This is a genomic window from Paenibacillus sp. B2(2019) (genome assembly GCF_008370385.1).
GTDB lineage: Bacteria > Bacillota > Bacilli > Paenibacillales > Paenibacillaceae > Paenibacillus_AQ.
In genome coordinates this window covers 420,157-436,128 of the sequence record NZ_VTZR01000024.1, presented here as the reverse complement: position 1 = coordinate 436,128, position 15,972 = coordinate 420,157, and the positions used below count along the sequence as shown (strand labels likewise).

Sequence of the window (15,972 nt, the reverse complement as noted above, 5' to 3'; positions counted from 1 at the left end):
CTTTATGATCTGCGATATCGATTCAGCCGGGTTAACGAAAACACTGCAAAACCCACGCCAAGCATGGATAACATCATCCAATATTGAGGATGAGTAGGTCCCATATTTACTACAAGCGGTTCAATAATCCCACCTTCAGAGCCTAAAATGGGATAAGTAGAAGTCCATTCCATAGAGCCAGCAACGCCAGTCTCTACAATTCCACTTTGAGCCACAGTGATATCTGCAGGTGTTCTAAACATAGTAAAGTAAAGAACACTAGACAAAAATACCGCCAGAAAGCAAGCGATCCAGAGACTAAGCCTATGACGAACAATGGCAGATGTCCCTGCGGATTTCCCATCCCCTGGCATCAACCAAGGACTCTCTAGATAAATCCGTTCCATAACTTTAACATTTATAACTTCTGCACGCTCTTCACTAATCTCTTCTTTCAAATCATGCATAAGCTGGCTACTCTCTTGCCACAGAGACCATTCAGCCGCGCAGTAAGGACAAGTTTCAATATGTTGTTCGAGCAAAATCCGCCTAGGATGTGTGGGGGGAGCGTCCCACAAGAGCGGAATACATTCTTGCGCTTCCCTGCAATTCATTCGCCTTACACCCTCTCAACCTGCTCTTCAACTTCAGGCTCATTGAAATAGGATTCGAGTTGAAGCTTCACACTACTTCTGGCACGAAACAACAATGATTTCACGGAGCTTACACTCTGATCCAAAATTTCTGCAATTTCTTGATAATCCATCTGATCGTATTCACGCAGGATTAGCGCAGAGCGTTGTTTCTCCGGAAGATTATTAATTGCCTCACGAACCAAATTCATCCGTTCTTTACGCAATGCAGCCTGCTCAGGCGCTACTTCAAACGGTGCAACGGGAGTATATCCACTCTCTTCTAGGGATACATTTCCGGCACGATTCTTACGAAGCTCACTTAGCACGGTATTACGAGCAATAGTGTACAACCACGTTGAAAAGGAAGCATCTACCTCTCGAAAGGAATGCAAGCTACGGAATGCCTTGTAGAAAGTCTCCGAACAAAGGTCCTCTGCAATTAGCTCCATTTGTGAGTTTCTAAGCATATGATATACAAATGCCAATATTTTTCGTTGATAACGACGCATTAATTCTGAATATAATTCTGTGTTGCCTTGTTTAATTTCCTGGATCAACTGGGAATCCGTCATGGTGAGATTGGCCCTCCTCGCCCTTGCACGTCTTTTCCCGTCCGGTCCGTACTTATTATACCGGTTTGGGCTTTAAAAGTTGCGCTGGTTTACTACAACTTTTTAGTTTATTACAAGAAGAAACGATATTGTCGACCTTTTATGTAAGACAAACGTTCCTTGTGGGAATTTAAGGAAAAATATATGACGTGCAACTTATCCGTTCTTCAATTTTGAAATACACCTATGTATATTCAAACACCCAATAATTAAGGCATGATGATTGTGATGAATATAAAAAGAAAAATGGCATATTTCTATGAGCATATAAATTTTATAACGAATCTAGAAATATACCAGATCTATTGTATCACAGATTCTCATAGGATGACATTAATAGACTTCAGAGCAGTAATCTCGTCAGCATGACCTGACAACAGATTATAAACGAACATGAAGTTCAACCATAAGACTTTGATCACTGTAATGTGACTTTAATCTCTTTTTAATAAACTGTTGACAAAATGTAAACGTATACATATAATAAAAGTACAGTATGGTTTCTCTCCACTCCTATCCAAATACTACACGGTTCCAATTTATTGTGAACTGTAGCCGCTTACTTTGTAAGCGGTCTTTTTTTGTCCTGTAAGCGCTGTACCTTTTGTTAGATGATCTATAATAGGTTATTTTACTATAGCGAGCGAATTAGCTTCCACAAATCCCCACAGTCATCTATTACCCCGTTTGCGTCCACTTGAAGAGGTATGGAAAAGAGTCAAGATAAACAATATACTAGCTATAAAGATATTTGTTGAGGTGAATATGAAATGAATGAAATCGATGAATCAAAACAACTTGTACTACAAATCGGCGGTGCCTTGAAAAAGCACAGAAAAGAAAAAAACATGAACTTAGATGACTTAGCGGAATTAACAGGCGTAAGTAAACTTACTCTGGGGAATATCGAACGCGGCGAGACAAATCCAACTTTGGCGATTATATGGAAAATTTCAAAAGGCCTATCTTTACCCCTATTAGCTTTGTTCAAATCTGAAGACCCTGTTAGTTTGTATCGAGCAGGCGAAGGTCTTCGGTTTTCTAATGATCAAAAGAATTGGATCATTGAACCCGTCTTTAAAAACGTAAGCAACGATATTGAAATGTGTCGAGCTTACTTACAGCCAAATAGTTCGTATCACCCTGAAGGTCATCATGTGAATACAACTGAAATTGCGACAGTAATGACTGGTTCCATTGAAATTCAAGTCAATGGTGAGATGTACACATTGAATCAATATGATACGATCAGTTTTCGTGCAGATCGCCCTCACTCTTATACCAATCATACGAATAGCGAAACAGTGCTCCATATCTCCTTAAAATATGGTTTCTAAAAGCCGAAAATTTCACTTATTAAATGCAACTCAGTATTCCATTATATATGGGAACTCAGAGTTGTATTTTTTTTAACTAATATAAAGCACTTCAAGTGATAGGACAGTCTTTATAAAATTAACTATAAAATACTTATTGTTAAATTTAATATACTATAATATACTTTTATTGTCCGCGCGGATGTTATTCCATAGTTTTTCAATCAGCAGAAAACCAACAGTACACATAATTCTGGAAGGTGAAATGAAGAATGCCGAACAAGAAAATCTTACCATCATCTCTAGGGCTGCTAATACTCGGCATTATTATTATTGCCGCAAATTTACGTGCTCCCTTAACCTCGGTCGGTCCTTTAGTGGGTCTCATAAGGGATGACGTTCATATCTCCAATACTTTAGCAGGCCTGATAACAACGGTACCGTTACTTACCTTTGCTTTATTATCGCCTCTAGTACCAAAACTAGGACGCAGGTATGGAGTAGAACTTTTAACTTTGTTTGCCCTGATCTTTTTGACTGTTGGTATTGTAATACGTTCTTTAGCTGGCGCTGCAAATCTGTATATTGGAACTGCAATTCTTGGATTTGCAATTGCCGTTTGTAATGTATTAATGCCAAGTTTAATCAAACGTGATTTCCCTAATAAAATCGGTGCCATGACTGGTATCTTTGGAATTTCAATGAGTTTATCTGGAGCGATCGCATCGGGAATTAGTGTACCGCTAGCCGCAAACGTAGGTTTAAAATGGCAGGGAGCGTTGGGAATATGGGGGATCTTAAGCTTTGTATCGATCCTCTGCTGGTTGCCTCAATTAAGGAAGCATACGAAGCGAACAACCTCGACGAGTCAACAGATGGCCTGCAATGATGTAAATGTTTGGCGTTCCCCTCTCGCCTGGCAAGTAACCTTGTTTATGGGTATGCAGTCCATGATTTTCTATGTGCTGATCGCATGGTTGCCTGAAATTTTAAAGCAGCAAGGCATTGACTCAAGCCAATCAGGATGGTACCTCTCAATAATGCAGTTAGCGCTGCTTCCATTTACCTTTATTGTCCCCGTTATTGCTGGGCGAATGTCAAGTCAACGTTCGTTAGTGGTCATCACAACCATTTTTCTTTTGACGGGAACGCTCGGACTGCTTTACGGAAGCTCCAATATCATTCTGTTGTGGATCATCATACTCGGAATTGGTGGAGGCTGCTCCTTTAGCTTATCCATGATGTTTTTCGGTTTACGTACTAAAAATGCGCATCAAGCGGCGGAACTGTCTGGTATGGCGCAATCGATCGGATATCTGCTTGCCGCAATCGGTCCTGCCCTTATAGGATATCTGCATGATGCGACAAATAGTTGGCACCTGCCACTTTTCATTCTGCTTGGAGCTTCGGCCTTTCTCTTTTTAGTCGGTTTAGGAGCAGCAAGAAATCGTTTTGTAGATAGCCAAAATAGTTACGGCGAAATAAACTCAAGTTAATTTGGTTAATGTCAGTCAGGAATTTATAATGAATGGCATGACATATGTACCTGAGAATTTCTTGGAAGAAAATCTGATCGAAATGGAGAAAGCGAGTTCGGGAACAGTTGCAAAAAGCCAAATCTAAATTAGAGCGAAAAACACCCAATATAAGCCTCACCAAATGAAATAGCGTCAGTGGAGTCCGAAAGACTGCTTCAAAGGTGGTACTGACGGCGGCATGTGGAAGCTAGCAACCAACAAGCCAGAATAACAAAACAGCGATTCTCTAATAACATGAGAATCGCTGTTTTTACTATTTATTACGATTTGAAAATGACCCGGAGCGAACCTTAATACTACACATATACGGTATAATCATGCTGCTGCAGAAGCACCTTCGCACGTTCCATATCGTTCTCCTGTCGAAAAGATAGGCGCATAATACCAGGCACATCTTCACGACTCTCGATGATTTGTACGTTGCTAAGGTTAATGCCTTGGTCCCCCAGCTCAGTTGCAATACGACCAATAATCCCCGGATGATCCGGTACATCAATATGTAGGTCAAATAAAGGTGCGATCATGCCTTTACGCCGTTCAGGCAACTGACTGCGGAAGCCATTCGCTTCTTGGAAAGCCTCTTCAATTCCTACGCCATCTTCACTTTCCAGGAGACGAACAAAAGAAGAAACTTCCTCGTTCCAATCCTTCAATAAACGAAGCATTACGGAACGATTGTTCAGCAAAATGTCTCGCCAAATTATAGGATCGCTAGACGCAATCCGAGTGATATCCCGAAAGCCCCCTGCAGCTAGCGTGCTATATAAGGAGTCGGTGTCGTCATAGGCACGAATCTGATTTACCAAAGCAACAGCAATAATATGCGGTAAATGGCTAATGGCACCTACAATCTCATCATGGCGTTCTGGATCAAGGCGTACAATCTGCGCTCTTGTGTGGTGTAGTAAAGACTCCAGTGCATGATAAGCCTCATCTGGCACTCCTGGAGGGGGCGTCAACACATAATAAGCATTCTCAAATAGCAGTGATGAAGCTGCCTCAACACCTGAGCGCTCTGATCCTGCCATTGGGTGTCCGCCGATAAAATATACTCCAGGAATATCTAAGGAGACCGCACATGCGGCAATACTAGCTTTCGTGCTTCCTACATCTGTAATAATGCAGCCGGGTTTTAGAGGCAACTTACTTAATTGCTGCAGATAATCCTCTAACATCCCTACCGGTACACATAAAAAAATGAAATCAGCATCAAGTGCCGCTTCTTCAACAGAAAGCGTGGCTTGATCAACCACACCTCTGCTTATATATTTACTCGCGGATTCAGGACGGTGGGCATGTCCTACGACGGTCAGGCCCTCCTTGCCTTTAAAGCAAAGGGCCAGTGAGCCTCCGATCAGACCGACACCGAATATAGCTATTTTTGTCGTCGTCATGTTCTTTGAACTACCTGCCTTTTTTAGTCTAGTCTTGCTGTTTATTACTAAGCGCGCACACCAGACTCTATAAGCGTTTGTTCCAGCGCAGTTATAAACGCTGTGTTCTGTTCAGCTGAGCCCACAGTAACACGAATATAAGTAGGGTAAACTTGATGACCCGCTCTTACTATGATTCCTTTACGCATCAAAGCATCGAAAACCTCGGTTGCAGGTTTACGAACATCTACCATAATGAAGTTCCCGTGTGCAGGGAAGGATTCAAGGCCCAGATGTTTGAATTCACCTTGTAATTGGACAATACCCGCGCTATTAAGACGACGGCATTCCTCCACGTATTCTTGGTCATTCAAGGCAGCAAGAGCCGCGGCTTGCGCAAGACGAGTGGTATTGAAAGGCTCGCGTACCTTGTTGATCAATGAAATAATCTCAGGACTAGCAACGCCATAACCAATACGCAATGCGGCTAAGCCATAAATTTTGGAGAATGTGCGAAGCACAACCAAATTCGTATAACGATTTAATAATTGGATACCGTTGGAGTAAGAAAGATCTGTTACGTACTCACAGTATGCTTCATCAAGAACAACCATTACATTGGAAGGAACAGCATCAAGGAAAGAAACCAAGGCTTCCTCTGGTACAATCGTTCCTGTTGGGTTATTCGGATTACAAATCCAGATAACCTTCGTACGGTCCGTAATACGGGCCAGCATCCCATCCAGATCATGTGTACCATTTACAAGTGGTACCTCGATGGACACAGCGCCTTCGATATCTGCGTTACTCTTATACACAGAGAAGGTCTGGTCAGCCATGATTGTCTCATCACCTGGCAAGAAGAAGGCACGAGCAATAAGAGCAATAATCTCATCAGAACCACAGCCAAAAATAATATTATCGCTGTTCACACCAAGACGGTTGGCAAGTGCTGCCGTCAACTCAACGGCCGATCCGTCTGGATATAGATAAAGATTCTCAAGCTCTGCTAGAATAGCTTCTTTAGCACTCGGGGAAGCTCCATACGGGTTCTCATTGGATGCAAGCTTAATAACCTCACTTAAGCCGAGCTCCTTCTTAACTTCGTCTATAGGTTTCCCTGGTTTGTAGACAGGGAGATTAACTATATTCGGTTTTGGATTCATGAATAGTCCTCGCTCTCCATAGTTGATTACTCCACTATACACAGGTCAAAATGACACTGTTATGGTCTTTTTAATTGTGCCACAAATTCTCGAATTTGCAACAGCCCCTCATTCCGTGTAGCGGGATTATCGAGCAGTGGAATGACCTCTTCTATTTTACGAACAATCGCACTACCTACTACCACGCCATCGCAAATCTGAGCAAAGCGGGCAACCTGTTCGCCAGTTGAGATCCCAAATCCTACAGCCACCGGCAGATCCGTAGCTTGACGCACGGAATCAATAAACGCCTCTACATCAGCATGGAAAGTGGATCGTTCCCCTGTCACACCTAACGAGGATACACAATAGATAAACCCACTCGCACCTGAGACAATCTTCGCAATACGTTCACTTGAGGTCGGTGCAACCAGTGGAATGAGATTAACGCCAACTTCACTACTGCGGCGACGCATCTCCTCTGATTCCTCGACAGGAAGATCTGGAATAATAAGACCACTAATCTCATGAGCATTCAGTTCTGCGAAAAATGTATCCAACCCCATTTGCAGGATAGGATTGTAATAGGAAAACAAAATAAAGGGCAGGCTGCTTCCGGCTTGACGAGCTTTTAACGCGGTCTCCATACAGGTACGCAGGTGAACCTCCCCCCGCAGAGCTCGTGCAGACGCTCGCTGAATGACAGGGCCATCTGCTAGCGGATCAGAGTAAGGTACTCCTAGCTCCAAAATGTCTGCACCTGCCGCCTCCAGTTCTGCGATGATGGCAAGCGTAGTCTCCAGATCAGGGTCTCCAACCGTCAGAAAAGGAATTAATGCCGTCCGTTCTTCAGCTTTAAGCTTCCGGAATACCAAATCCATCCGGTTTGTAGTTTCGGTTGTCATTCATTTCCCTTCCCTTCTGTGTACGCCATGATCGATTCCACATCTTTGTCTCCCCGGCCTGACAGGCAGATAACAACAATATCATCCTTGGTAAGGGTTGGACCCATCTTCACTACATGGGCTATCGCATGCGCTGACTCCAAAGCTGGAATAATACCTTCCGTTACACATAGCAGCTTCAGTGCATCAAGCGCCTCTGCATCCGTAATCGGAACATATTTTGCGCGTTCGATATCTTTTAAATAGGAGTGTTCAGGACCTACGCCTGGATAATCCAGACCTGCGGAGATGGAATGAGCCTCTGTTACTTGACCATGTTCATCCTGCAGAAGGTAACTCATCGAACCCTGGAATACGCCATGAGTCCCCTTGCTCATCGTCGCCGCATGAAATGGTGTGTCAATTCCCTTGCCTGCTGCCTCAACACCAATCATACCGACACCTTTATCCTCTACGAATGGATAGAACATGCCGATAGCATTACTACCGCCACCTACTGCAGCAACAAGCACATCCGGCAGTCTTCCTTCAGCCTCAAGAATCTGGCGCCGCGTTTCATCACCAATAACCCGCTGAAAGTTACGAACCATCATCGGATAAGGATGTGGGCCTACGGCAGAACCGAGAATGTAAAAAGTATCTTCCACATTGCTAACCCAGTAGCGAAGCGCTTCGTTGCCGGCATCTTTTAAGGTACGCGATCCGGAAGTAACGGGAATCACCTCAGCACCAAGCAGCTTCATACGGAATACATTGAGTGCCTGGCGACGAGTATCCTCTTCCCCCATAAACACCTTACATTCCATACCAAGTAGGGCTGCAACCGTAGCAGTAGCTACACCATGCTGACCAGCTCCAGTCTCAGCGATCACCTTGGTTTTACCCATCATTTTAGCCAGAATTCCCTGACCAATCGCATTGTTAATCTTATGAGCACCCGTATGATTCAAATCTTCACGCTTCAAATATATTTTTGCTTCTCCCAGATGTTTACTTAGACGTTCCGCATAATACAGTGGGGTCTCCCGTCCGGAATATTGCTTTAATAGATAATCTATTTCTTCTTGAAAAGCAGGGTCTGCCGAATACTTCTCATAGGCTTCCTCCAGCTCAATCAATGCAGTCATCAAAGTTTCGGGCACGAAGCGCCCTCCGAATGAACCGAAACGTCCATGCTGGTCCGGTACTTGTGTCATGATTGCTTCACCCTTTCCACAAAAGCTGTCATTTTAATAATATCTTTAAGGCCTTCACTCTCTACTCCACTAGATACGTCTACTCCGTACGGAGCATAAGTATCTAGCAACTCTCCTACGTTATTAGGATGAAGTCCGCCAGCCACAAATAATGGCAAACCATTTCGTAGCGCGATTTCCTGATAATCAGGCAACCTCTCCCAAGCGAACGTGCGCCCAGAGCCGCCGCTCTGCTTAGGATCATAAGTATCTAACAATACAGCATCAACGAAGCCTGCATATTGTTCCAATGTATATTTGTTATCCGCGTCATCACGCTCTTTATCAGCAACAGACAATGCCTTCCACACCTGAACGTGTGGGAAAGCTTGCCGAACCTTTTGACAAAAGGCTGGACTTTCCTGCCCATGTAGCTGAATGACATCTAATGACACAACGGAGAGCAGTTCGCTCAGCTCATCCAGCTCTGGATTAACAAAAACCCCAGCAGCTTTAGGTTTTTCACTAGTCTTCCATTGCGAAAGTTCAGCAATCAGTTCGGAAGCACGCTCCAGAGTAACCCTGCGACGACTAGGAGCGAATACAAATCCAATATAATCTAGTGGTAAGTGTAATATAGATTTTAGCACTTCAACGTCCTGAAGTCCACAGATTTTTACCAATGTCTCAGCCATGCCGGACACGGTCCTTTCCATTTGGAAGCATTCCTAGCAATCCATTTACCGCTTCTTCTACATTTGCTTGACGCATTAGATATTCCCCTACGAGGACCCCGTGAGCGCCAGTCGTTCTTAAGTAGTCAATATCACTTGGCCCTGCAATTCCGCTTTCACTGATCACAGGAACCCCTTGAGGTACTAGTGCTGCCAGCTCTGCCGTTGTCTCTAAGGACGTCTCAAAGGTACGCAGATTACGATTATTAATACCCAGCAGAATATTAGGATGTGTTATCTTGTCTGTACTTAATACCACCGCAAGCTCATTCTGATCATGAACTTCGATTAATACATCCATTCCAAGCTCAGTAGCTATTTCTATAAAATGAGACAGTTTATCCGGTGTCAAAATAGCAACGATTAACAACACCGCATCTGCTCCAAGAATACGCGCTTCATAAATCTGTTTCTCATCGATAATAAAATCTTTGCGTAGCAGCGGCAGATTTACAGCTTCTTTCACTTGCTGCAAGTAAGCAGCGCTGCCCTGAAAATAATCTGTATCCGTCAAAACAGATAAACAATCAGCGCCGCCCGCTTCATAACCTTTTGCAATGGAAACAGGATCGAAATCCTCACGAATCAGCCCTTTTGAAGGAGATGCCTTCTTTACCTCCGCAATCAAACCCATATCCCTGTTCTTCCCCTGAGTCAGAGCCTTACGAAAGCCTCTAGTCTGAGGGAGTGCTGCTATATCACGTTCAGCTTGAGCTAGAGAAAAGCTATTACTGAGCGCCTCCACCTCTTTGATCTTTGTAGCGACAATTTTATCAAGATACATAATTAAGTTCCTCCGTCATCACAACAAGCTGTTTCAGCTTGGATAATGCCTTACCCGAATCCACTACTTCTTTAGCTTTCTCGACGCCTCCGGCCATGGTATCCGCCAGACCCGCAACATATATACATGCTCCTGCATTAGCTAACACGATATCTCGGTAGGGATTGATCTCACCTTGGAGCACAGAGGTAATAATTGCTGCGTTCTCTGCTGCGTCTCCACCCAAAACAGCTTCAAGTGGATGTCTGTTAAGACCTAATCCCTCCGGAGTAATTTCATAAGTGGTCACTACACCCTCTTTTAATTCAGACACTAATGTAGAGGCAGAGATGCTAATCTCGTCCAGACCATCCGAACTGCTTACAACCATTGCGCGCTTGGAACCTAGCTCCTTCAGTACATTAGCCACCGTCTCCGTCTTATTTCGGTCATAAATCCCTAGGAGCTGACGGTCAGCTCCAGCGGGATTCGTAAGAGGACCCAGCATATTGAAGATCGTACGTACACCAAGCTCTTTACGAGGAGCTGCTGCATGCCGCATCGAAGGATGATAAATTTGTGCGAATAAAAAGCAAATGCCGATACGATCCAGACATTCTCGGGCTTGGTCTGCATTCAGATGAATGTTTACGCCAAGGGCTTCAAGTACATCCGCACTTCCCGCTCTGCCTGAAGCAGAGCGATTTCCATGCTTGGCAACTCTTACAGAAGCCGCTGATGAAATAATCGCTGAGGCGGTTGAAATATTAAATTTATGGATGCCGGAACCGCCCGTACCACAAGTATCTAACAAGCGTGCGCGATCAGTCAGTACGGATGTGCCGAACCCTCTCATAGCTTCTGCAAAACCCGTAATCTCCTCTACGGTTTCTCCTTTAATTCGTAAGGCGGTCAGCAGTGAGCCGATTTGCGCTTGTGAAGCATCTCCTAGCATTATAGCACCCATTATATCTCGTGCTTCTGTACGTGTCAGATTCTTGCCTTCGATTAGTCCGGCGATTCCTGATTGAATTAATTTCGTTGCATCCATAATGTTCTTCCTCCCAGCCTTAATGAGTTACTATATAAATCAAACCACTTGTTCAGGGGTATATTCGTACATATAATCTTGGTTGATAACTTGTTTCTCTTTCACTTCGGATGGAAACATAGCTTCTGCCATACGAATAGCTTTCAGCATGCCCTTCGCCTTATTCACCGTTTCTTCATACTCTTTCTCGGGAACCGAATCCCAAACGATACCTGCTCCGGCCTGTACGTACGCACGACCTTTCCGGAAGATGATGGTACGAATGGTGATACAAGAATCCATGTTTCCTGAGAACCCTAAATATCCAATTGCTCCGGCATAAGCACCTCGAGCTTCTTTTTCCAGCTCTGCTATAATCTCCATAGCTCGCAGCTTCGGTGCCCCAGAAACCGTTCCTGCAGGCAGACAGGAGAGAAAGGCATCAAAGAAATCTTTATCCTCACTGAGCGTGCCTGACACATTCGATACCATGTGCATGACATGGGAGTATCTTTCAATCTCCATAAAGGAATCACATTTTACTGAACCAAATTTGGATACTCTCCCTAGATCATTACGACCCAGATCAACAAGCATCAGATGTTCCGCACGTTCTTTTTCATCCTCCAAGAGCTCCGCAGCAAACGCCCGGTCTGATGCTTCACTGTCACCCCTTGGTCTAGTTCCAGCAATCGGCCGTGTCTCCACACGATTTCCATCTACCTTTACGAGTGCTTCAGGTGAAGTACCAACAATAATCTCCTCGTCCATTTTCAAATAGTACATATAAGGAGAGGGGTTAAGAGTTCTGAGCATCCGGTATACATGCAATGGAGAAACTTCCGTTTCAATATGCAACCGCTGTGACAATACCACTTGAAAAATATCGCCTGAGCGAATATATTCCTTCGCCTGTTCTACATTGTTGATGTACTGCTCTTTAGTGAGATTAGAATGAATCTCTCCAAGATCGATATCCTGCGGAATGCTGCGACGATTCACATTTTCCTTAGGGCCTTCTTTTTGCAGATCTTCGGCCATAGCCTCCAGCTTACGACTCAGGCTTTCATAATTGGATCTGATATCCGAATCTGTATCTCCATCTTTTACATGCAGGTTACCAACAAGCAGAATCTGTTGCTTCACATGGTCAAAAACAATGATCCGATCGCAAAACATAAATCTTATATCATCCATTTGGAGATCATCCACAGGATGCTGAGGTAATTTCTCATAATATTGCAGCAGATCATATCCGAAAAATCCGATAGCCCCTCCAGTAAATGGAGGCATTTCGTCAAGCTTAGGACTACGGTATGAACGGAGTAACGCTTTAAGCTCCTCAATCGGCTTTCCGTATAGTTGCTTCTTCTCTCCGCCGACTTCTACGCTAATTGCACCCTTTTTACCGGATATCATCAAAAAGGGATCGCTACCGATGAACGAATACCGTGCCCATTGTTTTCCACCCTCTACACTTTCAAGCAAGAACGCGCGATCACGTTCAGCGAAACGTTGGAATAACCGGATAGGTGTTTCCATATCCGCGAGCAGTCGCTTTACAACAGGAATCAGATTATAATCCCGCGACAGCTTTACCACCTCTTGAACACTTGGATTCGTCATTGTTAGATGCCCCCTTAGATATATGAATGGTTCCGAAATACAAAAAAACCCTCTACCGAAGTAGAGGGTTTGTGTAAGTAAGTATATGTTTTTGAGCATGGATTAGCATAATTATGTAGTGTTTACAGACTTATCCCTAAATAAGATATATCACTGATAAATGACTTCAGTGCATATCAAAATAAAGACTCTGCTTACACGATACATGCTAATCTAAAAAACTTCTCGCACTCTGCTCAACTATACTCATCTCAACTAAACTAAACTCTTCTATACTCGGCTAACTACACTATACATGATGACGAGGGTCATTGACAACCCACAACTATAATTTAAGACTTGCTCTCTGATAAATCCGGACGTAGCTTCTGAGCCTCATTCAGATAAACGTGGCGAATCTCACGCTGCGATTTATCCGTATTAATCTGTACCATCAACCGGATACACATCGGCAAGCTTCCTTTAACCGGGATTTCCGTTGAACACATAAGTGGAACCATTTCCCAGCCTTCAATCTCACGAATAGCTCTTGCAGGAAAAGTAGCATCCAGATCATTGGTCATCGTAATCCATACATTGCTTATATTCTCAGCTATAACATCATTACGTTCTACGATCTCCCGCAGTAATATAACGGTCTCACGTAAAATCTCTGCCTCTTCGTTCTTAGTCACGGTTGTTGCTCCGCGAATTCCTCGGTTTACCACGGTCTTCCCTCCTTCTTAAGCTCTGCGAGAACCTCTCGCACAAGCGACTCCTGCACATCGTTCACAATGCTTACAGAGCCTATGGAATCAGGCACGATAAAGGTCATCTTGCCTTCCTTGAATTTCTTATCATGCATCATAGCGTCCATCAGTTCATCTTCATCATACTCGGAAGGAAGCCGTACAGGCAGTGACAGCGCGGTCAGCATAGATACAGTATCCTCATAAATGGAAGTATCCCGCCCAAGCTTCGCAGCCAATAGCGCTGAACCCGCCATCCCAATCGCAATCGCTTCTCCGTGCAGAAACACACCATACCCACCAACTGCTTCAATGGCATGTCCAATCGTATGTCCAAGGTTCAATATCGCTCGAAGTCCATGCTCACGCTCATCATTCGCCACTACATCTGCCTTAATTGCACAGCCACGCTCTAAAGCATAACCTAAGGCTTCGACATTCAGCTCTAGCAGCTCTTCGGCATGATCACGACACCAATATGCGAACTCTTTGTCCACGAGGAGACCGTGCTTTACCACTTCAGCCAGACCTGATGACACTTGCCGTGCTGGAAGAGTACTTAGTGTATCCAAATCGTAGAGTACCATTGACGGTTGATAGAAAGCCCCTATCATATTTTTGGCTGATGGATGATTGACCGCCACTTTACCACCCACACTACTATCATGAGCTAGGATCGTCGTCGGAATTTGCAGAAAACCGATTCCACGCATATAGGTTGCTGCTACAAATCCTGCTAAATCGCCAACCACGCCGCCGCCTAAAGCTAAAACTGCTGAATTGCGATCTAATCCTGCTTGAATCGCGGTTGTCATGACTTCTTCATACACGTCTAATGATTTAGAGGCTTCACCTGCCGTCATTATGTGACTAACCACAGTATAGCCGTGAGAACGTAAACCTTCTTCAAGAGCCGGCAAGTACCTTGGCGCTACTTCAGTATCACTTACTACTAACAGTGGACTACGCTCCGAAAATCCGGCCTCAGCACAATAATGGGCGATGTCCTTTAGTAAACCACTACCGATAAGAATAGGATACGAGCGGTCGCCCAAATCTACATTAATAGTACGCATAATTAGTAGCTCTCCAGCTGTGATAGGTAATTTTCATAGTTCGCTTTAATTTCTTCCAGTGAGTCGCCACCGAATTTATCAAGGAATGCTTTTGCGATTTCCCAAGCCACTACGTTTTCCAGAACAACACACGCCGCTGGAACTGCACAAGCGTCGGAGCGTTCAACTTGCGCTGTAAATGGTTCTTTCGTGTCAATATCCACACTTTGAAGCGGTTTATAAAGGGTAGGGATCGGCTTCATGACACCGCGAACTACAACAGGCATACCGTTAGTCATACCACCTTCAAAACCACCTAAGCGATTACTTGCACGGTAGTATCCTTTAGAAGCTTCATACATAATTTCATCATGGACTTGCGATCCACGCAATTTGCCAGCTTCAAACCCAATGCCAATTTCAACGCCTTTGAATGCATTAATCGACATTACCGCCCCAGCGATTGCTCCGTCAAGCTTCCGATCAGACTGTACATAACTGCCAAGTCCGATAGGAAGTCCTTCGACGATACATTCAACGATTCCACCGATGGAGTCGCCCTCTTCCTTAATCTGATCTATGTAAGCCTCCATCTTCTGTTCCGTTTCTTTGTCGACAACTCTGACAGAGGACTGTTCTGTCCGCTTAATCAGCTCATCGATAGGCAGATCGTTAGCAGGCGCTTCAATTTCACCGATACGAATAACTTGCCCTGCTACCTTCACGCCAAAAGCTGCAAGCAGCTGTCTGGCTACAGCGCCACATGCGACTCTGGCTGCTGTTTCGCGAGCACTGGAGCGCTCCAGTACGTTACGAAGATCTGTATGGTTGTACTTCAATCCGCCATTCAGGTCTGCATGGCCAGGACGCGGCCGATTTACGCGGCGTTTTTCTTCGTCACTGCCAGGAATAGGCTCGATATTCATGATGTTCTTCCAGTGGGTCCAGTCTTTATTCTCTACTACCAAGGCTACTGGAGCACCTGTAGTATAGCCATGACGCACTCCACCTACAATTTGTGCCGTATCTTTCTCAATCTGCATGCGACGTCCACGTCCATAACCCTTTTGTCGACGCTGCAATTGAAAATTAAGCTCTTCAAAATCCAATGTCAAATTACTTGGCAATCCCTCAATAATGGCCGTAAGCTGGGGGCCGTGCGTTTCCCCCGCTGTTAAATAGCGCAAACTCATGCTGCGTTCCCCCTTTTATACTTTTAAACTGTAAACCGCTAAAATCCTAATGATCTTTGCTCATTATATTATAGGCAATCCTCTTTGACAAGAAAGGGATCTCCCTAAAACGACTCCATTCGCGACAAAATGAATTGGTTTTTGTGTAAAGAAAAAGCGCCATTCA

Annotated in this window: 15 protein-coding genes; 2 read left to right on the top strand and 13 right to left on the bottom strand. The window is 44.3% G+C overall.

Annotation, left to right across the window (positions count from 1 at the left end; translation table 11 throughout):
- Positions 1-2: 2 nt before the first annotated feature.
- Together PAENI_RS23260 and PAENI_RS23255 are read right to left on the bottom strand one after the other, a co-directional pair.
- Positions 3-593, bottom strand: coding sequence for an anti-sigma factor family protein (locus PAENI_RS23260; protein WP_042190154.1), 591 nt, complete (start codon positions 591-593; stop codon positions 3-5).
- Between the two features lie 5 nt (positions 594-598).
- Positions 599-1,186: an RNA polymerase sigma factor gene (locus tag PAENI_RS23255; RefSeq protein ID WP_042190156.1), complete on the bottom strand. Its 588-nt coding sequence runs from the start codon at positions 1,184-1,186 to the stop codon at positions 599-601.
- 809 nt (positions 1,187-1,995) lie between these two features.
- On the opposite strand from PAENI_RS23255, the gene PAENI_RS23250 reads away from it, so the two are divergent.
- Both PAENI_RS23250 and PAENI_RS23245 read left to right on the top strand, forming a co-directional pair.
- On the top strand, positions 1,996-2,562 hold the full coding sequence (locus tag PAENI_RS23250; protein WP_149646825.1) for a helix-turn-helix domain-containing protein: 567 nt from the start codon (positions 1,996-1,998) through the stop codon (positions 2,560-2,562).
- A gap of 251 nt (positions 2,563-2,813) precedes the next feature.
- Positions 2,814-4,037: a CynX/NimT family MFS transporter gene (locus PAENI_RS23245; RefSeq protein ID WP_149646824.1), complete on the top strand. Its 1,224-nt coding sequence runs from the start codon at positions 2,814-2,816 to the stop codon at positions 4,035-4,037.
- A 338-nt stretch (positions 4,038-4,375) separates the two neighbouring features.
- Here PAENI_RS23245 and PAENI_RS23240 read toward each other — a convergent pair whose 3' ends face one another.
- From PAENI_RS23240 to aroC, 11 genes are all read right to left on the bottom strand, one after another.
- Entirely contained in the window at positions 4,376-5,473 is a 1,098-nt protein-coding gene (locus tag PAENI_RS23240) for a prephenate dehydrogenase (RefSeq protein WP_149646823.1), read from the bottom strand.
- 47 nt (positions 5,474-5,520) lie between these two features.
- Positions 5,521-6,618, bottom strand: coding sequence for a histidinol-phosphate transaminase (gene hisC / locus PAENI_RS23235; protein WP_149646822.1), 1,098 nt, complete (start codon positions 6,616-6,618; stop codon positions 5,521-5,523).
- A 59-nt stretch (positions 6,619-6,677) separates the two neighbouring features.
- On the bottom strand, positions 6,678-7,502 hold the full coding sequence (trpA, locus tag PAENI_RS23230) for a tryptophan synthase subunit alpha (RefSeq protein ID WP_042190168.1): 825 nt from the start codon (positions 7,500-7,502) through the stop codon (positions 6,678-6,680).
- Positions 7,499-8,698 carry a tryptophan synthase subunit beta gene (trpB, locus tag PAENI_RS23225; RefSeq protein ID WP_042190170.1) on the bottom strand — a complete coding sequence of 400 codons (1,200 nt, stop codon included), beginning with the start codon at positions 8,696-8,698 and terminating at the stop codon, positions 7,499-7,501. Before trpB ends, trpA begins: the two co-directional genes overlap by 4 nt.
- Positions 8,695-9,372, bottom strand: a complete 678-nt coding sequence (locus PAENI_RS23220; RefSeq protein ID WP_149647067.1) for a phosphoribosylanthranilate isomerase — start codon at positions 9,370-9,372, stop codon at positions 8,695-8,697. The genes trpB and PAENI_RS23220 overlap by 4 nt, the downstream gene beginning before the upstream one ends.
- Positions 9,365-10,195 carry an indole-3-glycerol phosphate synthase TrpC gene (trpC, locus tag PAENI_RS23215; protein WP_149646821.1) on the bottom strand — a complete coding sequence of 277 codons (831 nt, stop codon included), beginning with the start codon at positions 10,193-10,195 and terminating at the stop codon, positions 9,365-9,367. Before trpC ends, PAENI_RS23220 begins: the two co-directional genes overlap by 8 nt.
- Positions 10,185-11,225, bottom strand: coding sequence for an anthranilate phosphoribosyltransferase (gene trpD / locus PAENI_RS23210; RefSeq protein WP_042190176.1), 1,041 nt, complete (start codon positions 11,223-11,225; stop codon positions 10,185-10,187). The genes trpC and trpD overlap by 11 nt, the downstream gene beginning before the upstream one ends.
- Before the next feature lie 39 nt (positions 11,226-11,264).
- Complete coding sequence (gene trpE, locus PAENI_RS23205; RefSeq protein WP_149646820.1) at positions 11,265-12,830, bottom strand: anthranilate synthase component I; 1,566 nt, start codon at positions 12,828-12,830, stop codon at positions 11,265-11,267.
- 332 nt (positions 12,831-13,162) lie between these two features.
- Positions 13,163-13,537: a chorismate mutase gene (gene aroH, locus PAENI_RS23200; RefSeq protein ID WP_042190180.1), complete on the bottom strand. Its 375-nt coding sequence runs from the start codon at positions 13,535-13,537 to the stop codon at positions 13,163-13,165.
- Positions 13,531-14,634 (bottom strand): 3-dehydroquinate synthase, encoded by a 1,104-nt coding sequence (gene aroB, locus PAENI_RS23195; RefSeq protein ID WP_149646819.1) that lies wholly within the window; start codon positions 14,632-14,634, stop codon positions 13,531-13,533. Before aroB ends, aroH begins: the two co-directional genes overlap by 7 nt.
- Before the next feature lie 2 nt (positions 14,635-14,636).
- Positions 14,637-15,806, bottom strand: a complete 1,170-nt coding sequence (gene aroC / locus PAENI_RS23190; RefSeq protein WP_149646818.1) for a chorismate synthase — start codon at positions 15,804-15,806, stop codon at positions 14,637-14,639.
- Between the last annotated feature and the right edge of the window lie 166 nt (positions 15,807-15,972).

Excerpts from the sequence above, each read along its gene's own strand:
- PAENI_RS23260 (WP_042190154.1), bottom strand. The coding sequence starts at position 593 with ATGAATTGCAGGGAAGCGCAAGAATGTATTCCGCTCTTGTGGGACGCT.
- PAENI_RS23255 (WP_042190156.1), bottom strand. The coding sequence starts at position 1,186 with ATGACGGATTCCCAGTTGATCCAGGAAATTAAACAAGGCAACACAGAA.
- PAENI_RS23250 (WP_149646825.1), top strand. The coding sequence starts at position 1,996 with ATGAATGAAATCGATGAATCAAAACAACTTGTACTACAAATCGGCGGT.
- PAENI_RS23245 (WP_149646824.1), top strand. The coding sequence starts at position 2,814 with ATGCCGAACAAGAAAATCTTACCATCATCTCTAGGGCTGCTAATACTC.
- PAENI_RS23240 (WP_149646823.1), bottom strand. The coding sequence starts at position 5,473 with ATGACGACGACAAAAATAGCTATATTCGGTGTCGGTCTGATCGGAGGC.
- hisC (WP_149646822.1), bottom strand. The coding sequence starts at position 6,618 with ATGAATCCAAAACCGAATATAGTTAATCTCCCTGTCTACAAACCAGGG.
- trpA (WP_042190168.1), bottom strand. The coding sequence starts at position 7,502 with ATGACAACCGAAACTACAAACCGGATGGATTTGGTATTCCGGAAGCTT.
- trpB (WP_042190170.1), bottom strand. The coding sequence starts at position 8,698 with ATGACACAAGTACCGGACCAGCATGGACGTTTCGGTTCATTCGGAGGG.
- PAENI_RS23220 (WP_149647067.1), bottom strand. The coding sequence starts at position 9,372 with ATGGCTGAGACATTGGTAAAAATCTGTGGACTTCAGGACGTTGAAGTG.
- trpC (WP_149646821.1), bottom strand. The coding sequence starts at position 10,195 with ATGTATCTTGATAAAATTGTCGCTACAAAGATCAAAGAGGTGGAGGCG.
- trpD (WP_042190176.1), bottom strand. The coding sequence starts at position 11,225 with ATGGATGCAACGAAATTAATTCAATCAGGAATCGCCGGACTAATCGAA.
- trpE (WP_149646820.1), bottom strand. The coding sequence starts at position 12,830 with ATGACGAATCCAAGTGTTCAAGAGGTGGTAAAGCTGTCGCGGGATTAT.
- aroB (WP_149646819.1), bottom strand. The coding sequence starts at position 14,634 with ATGCGTACTATTAATGTAGATTTGGGCGACCGCTCGTATCCTATTCTT.
- aroC (WP_149646818.1), bottom strand. The coding sequence starts at position 15,806 with ATGAGTTTGCGCTATTTAACAGCGGGGGAAACGCACGGCCCCCAGCTT.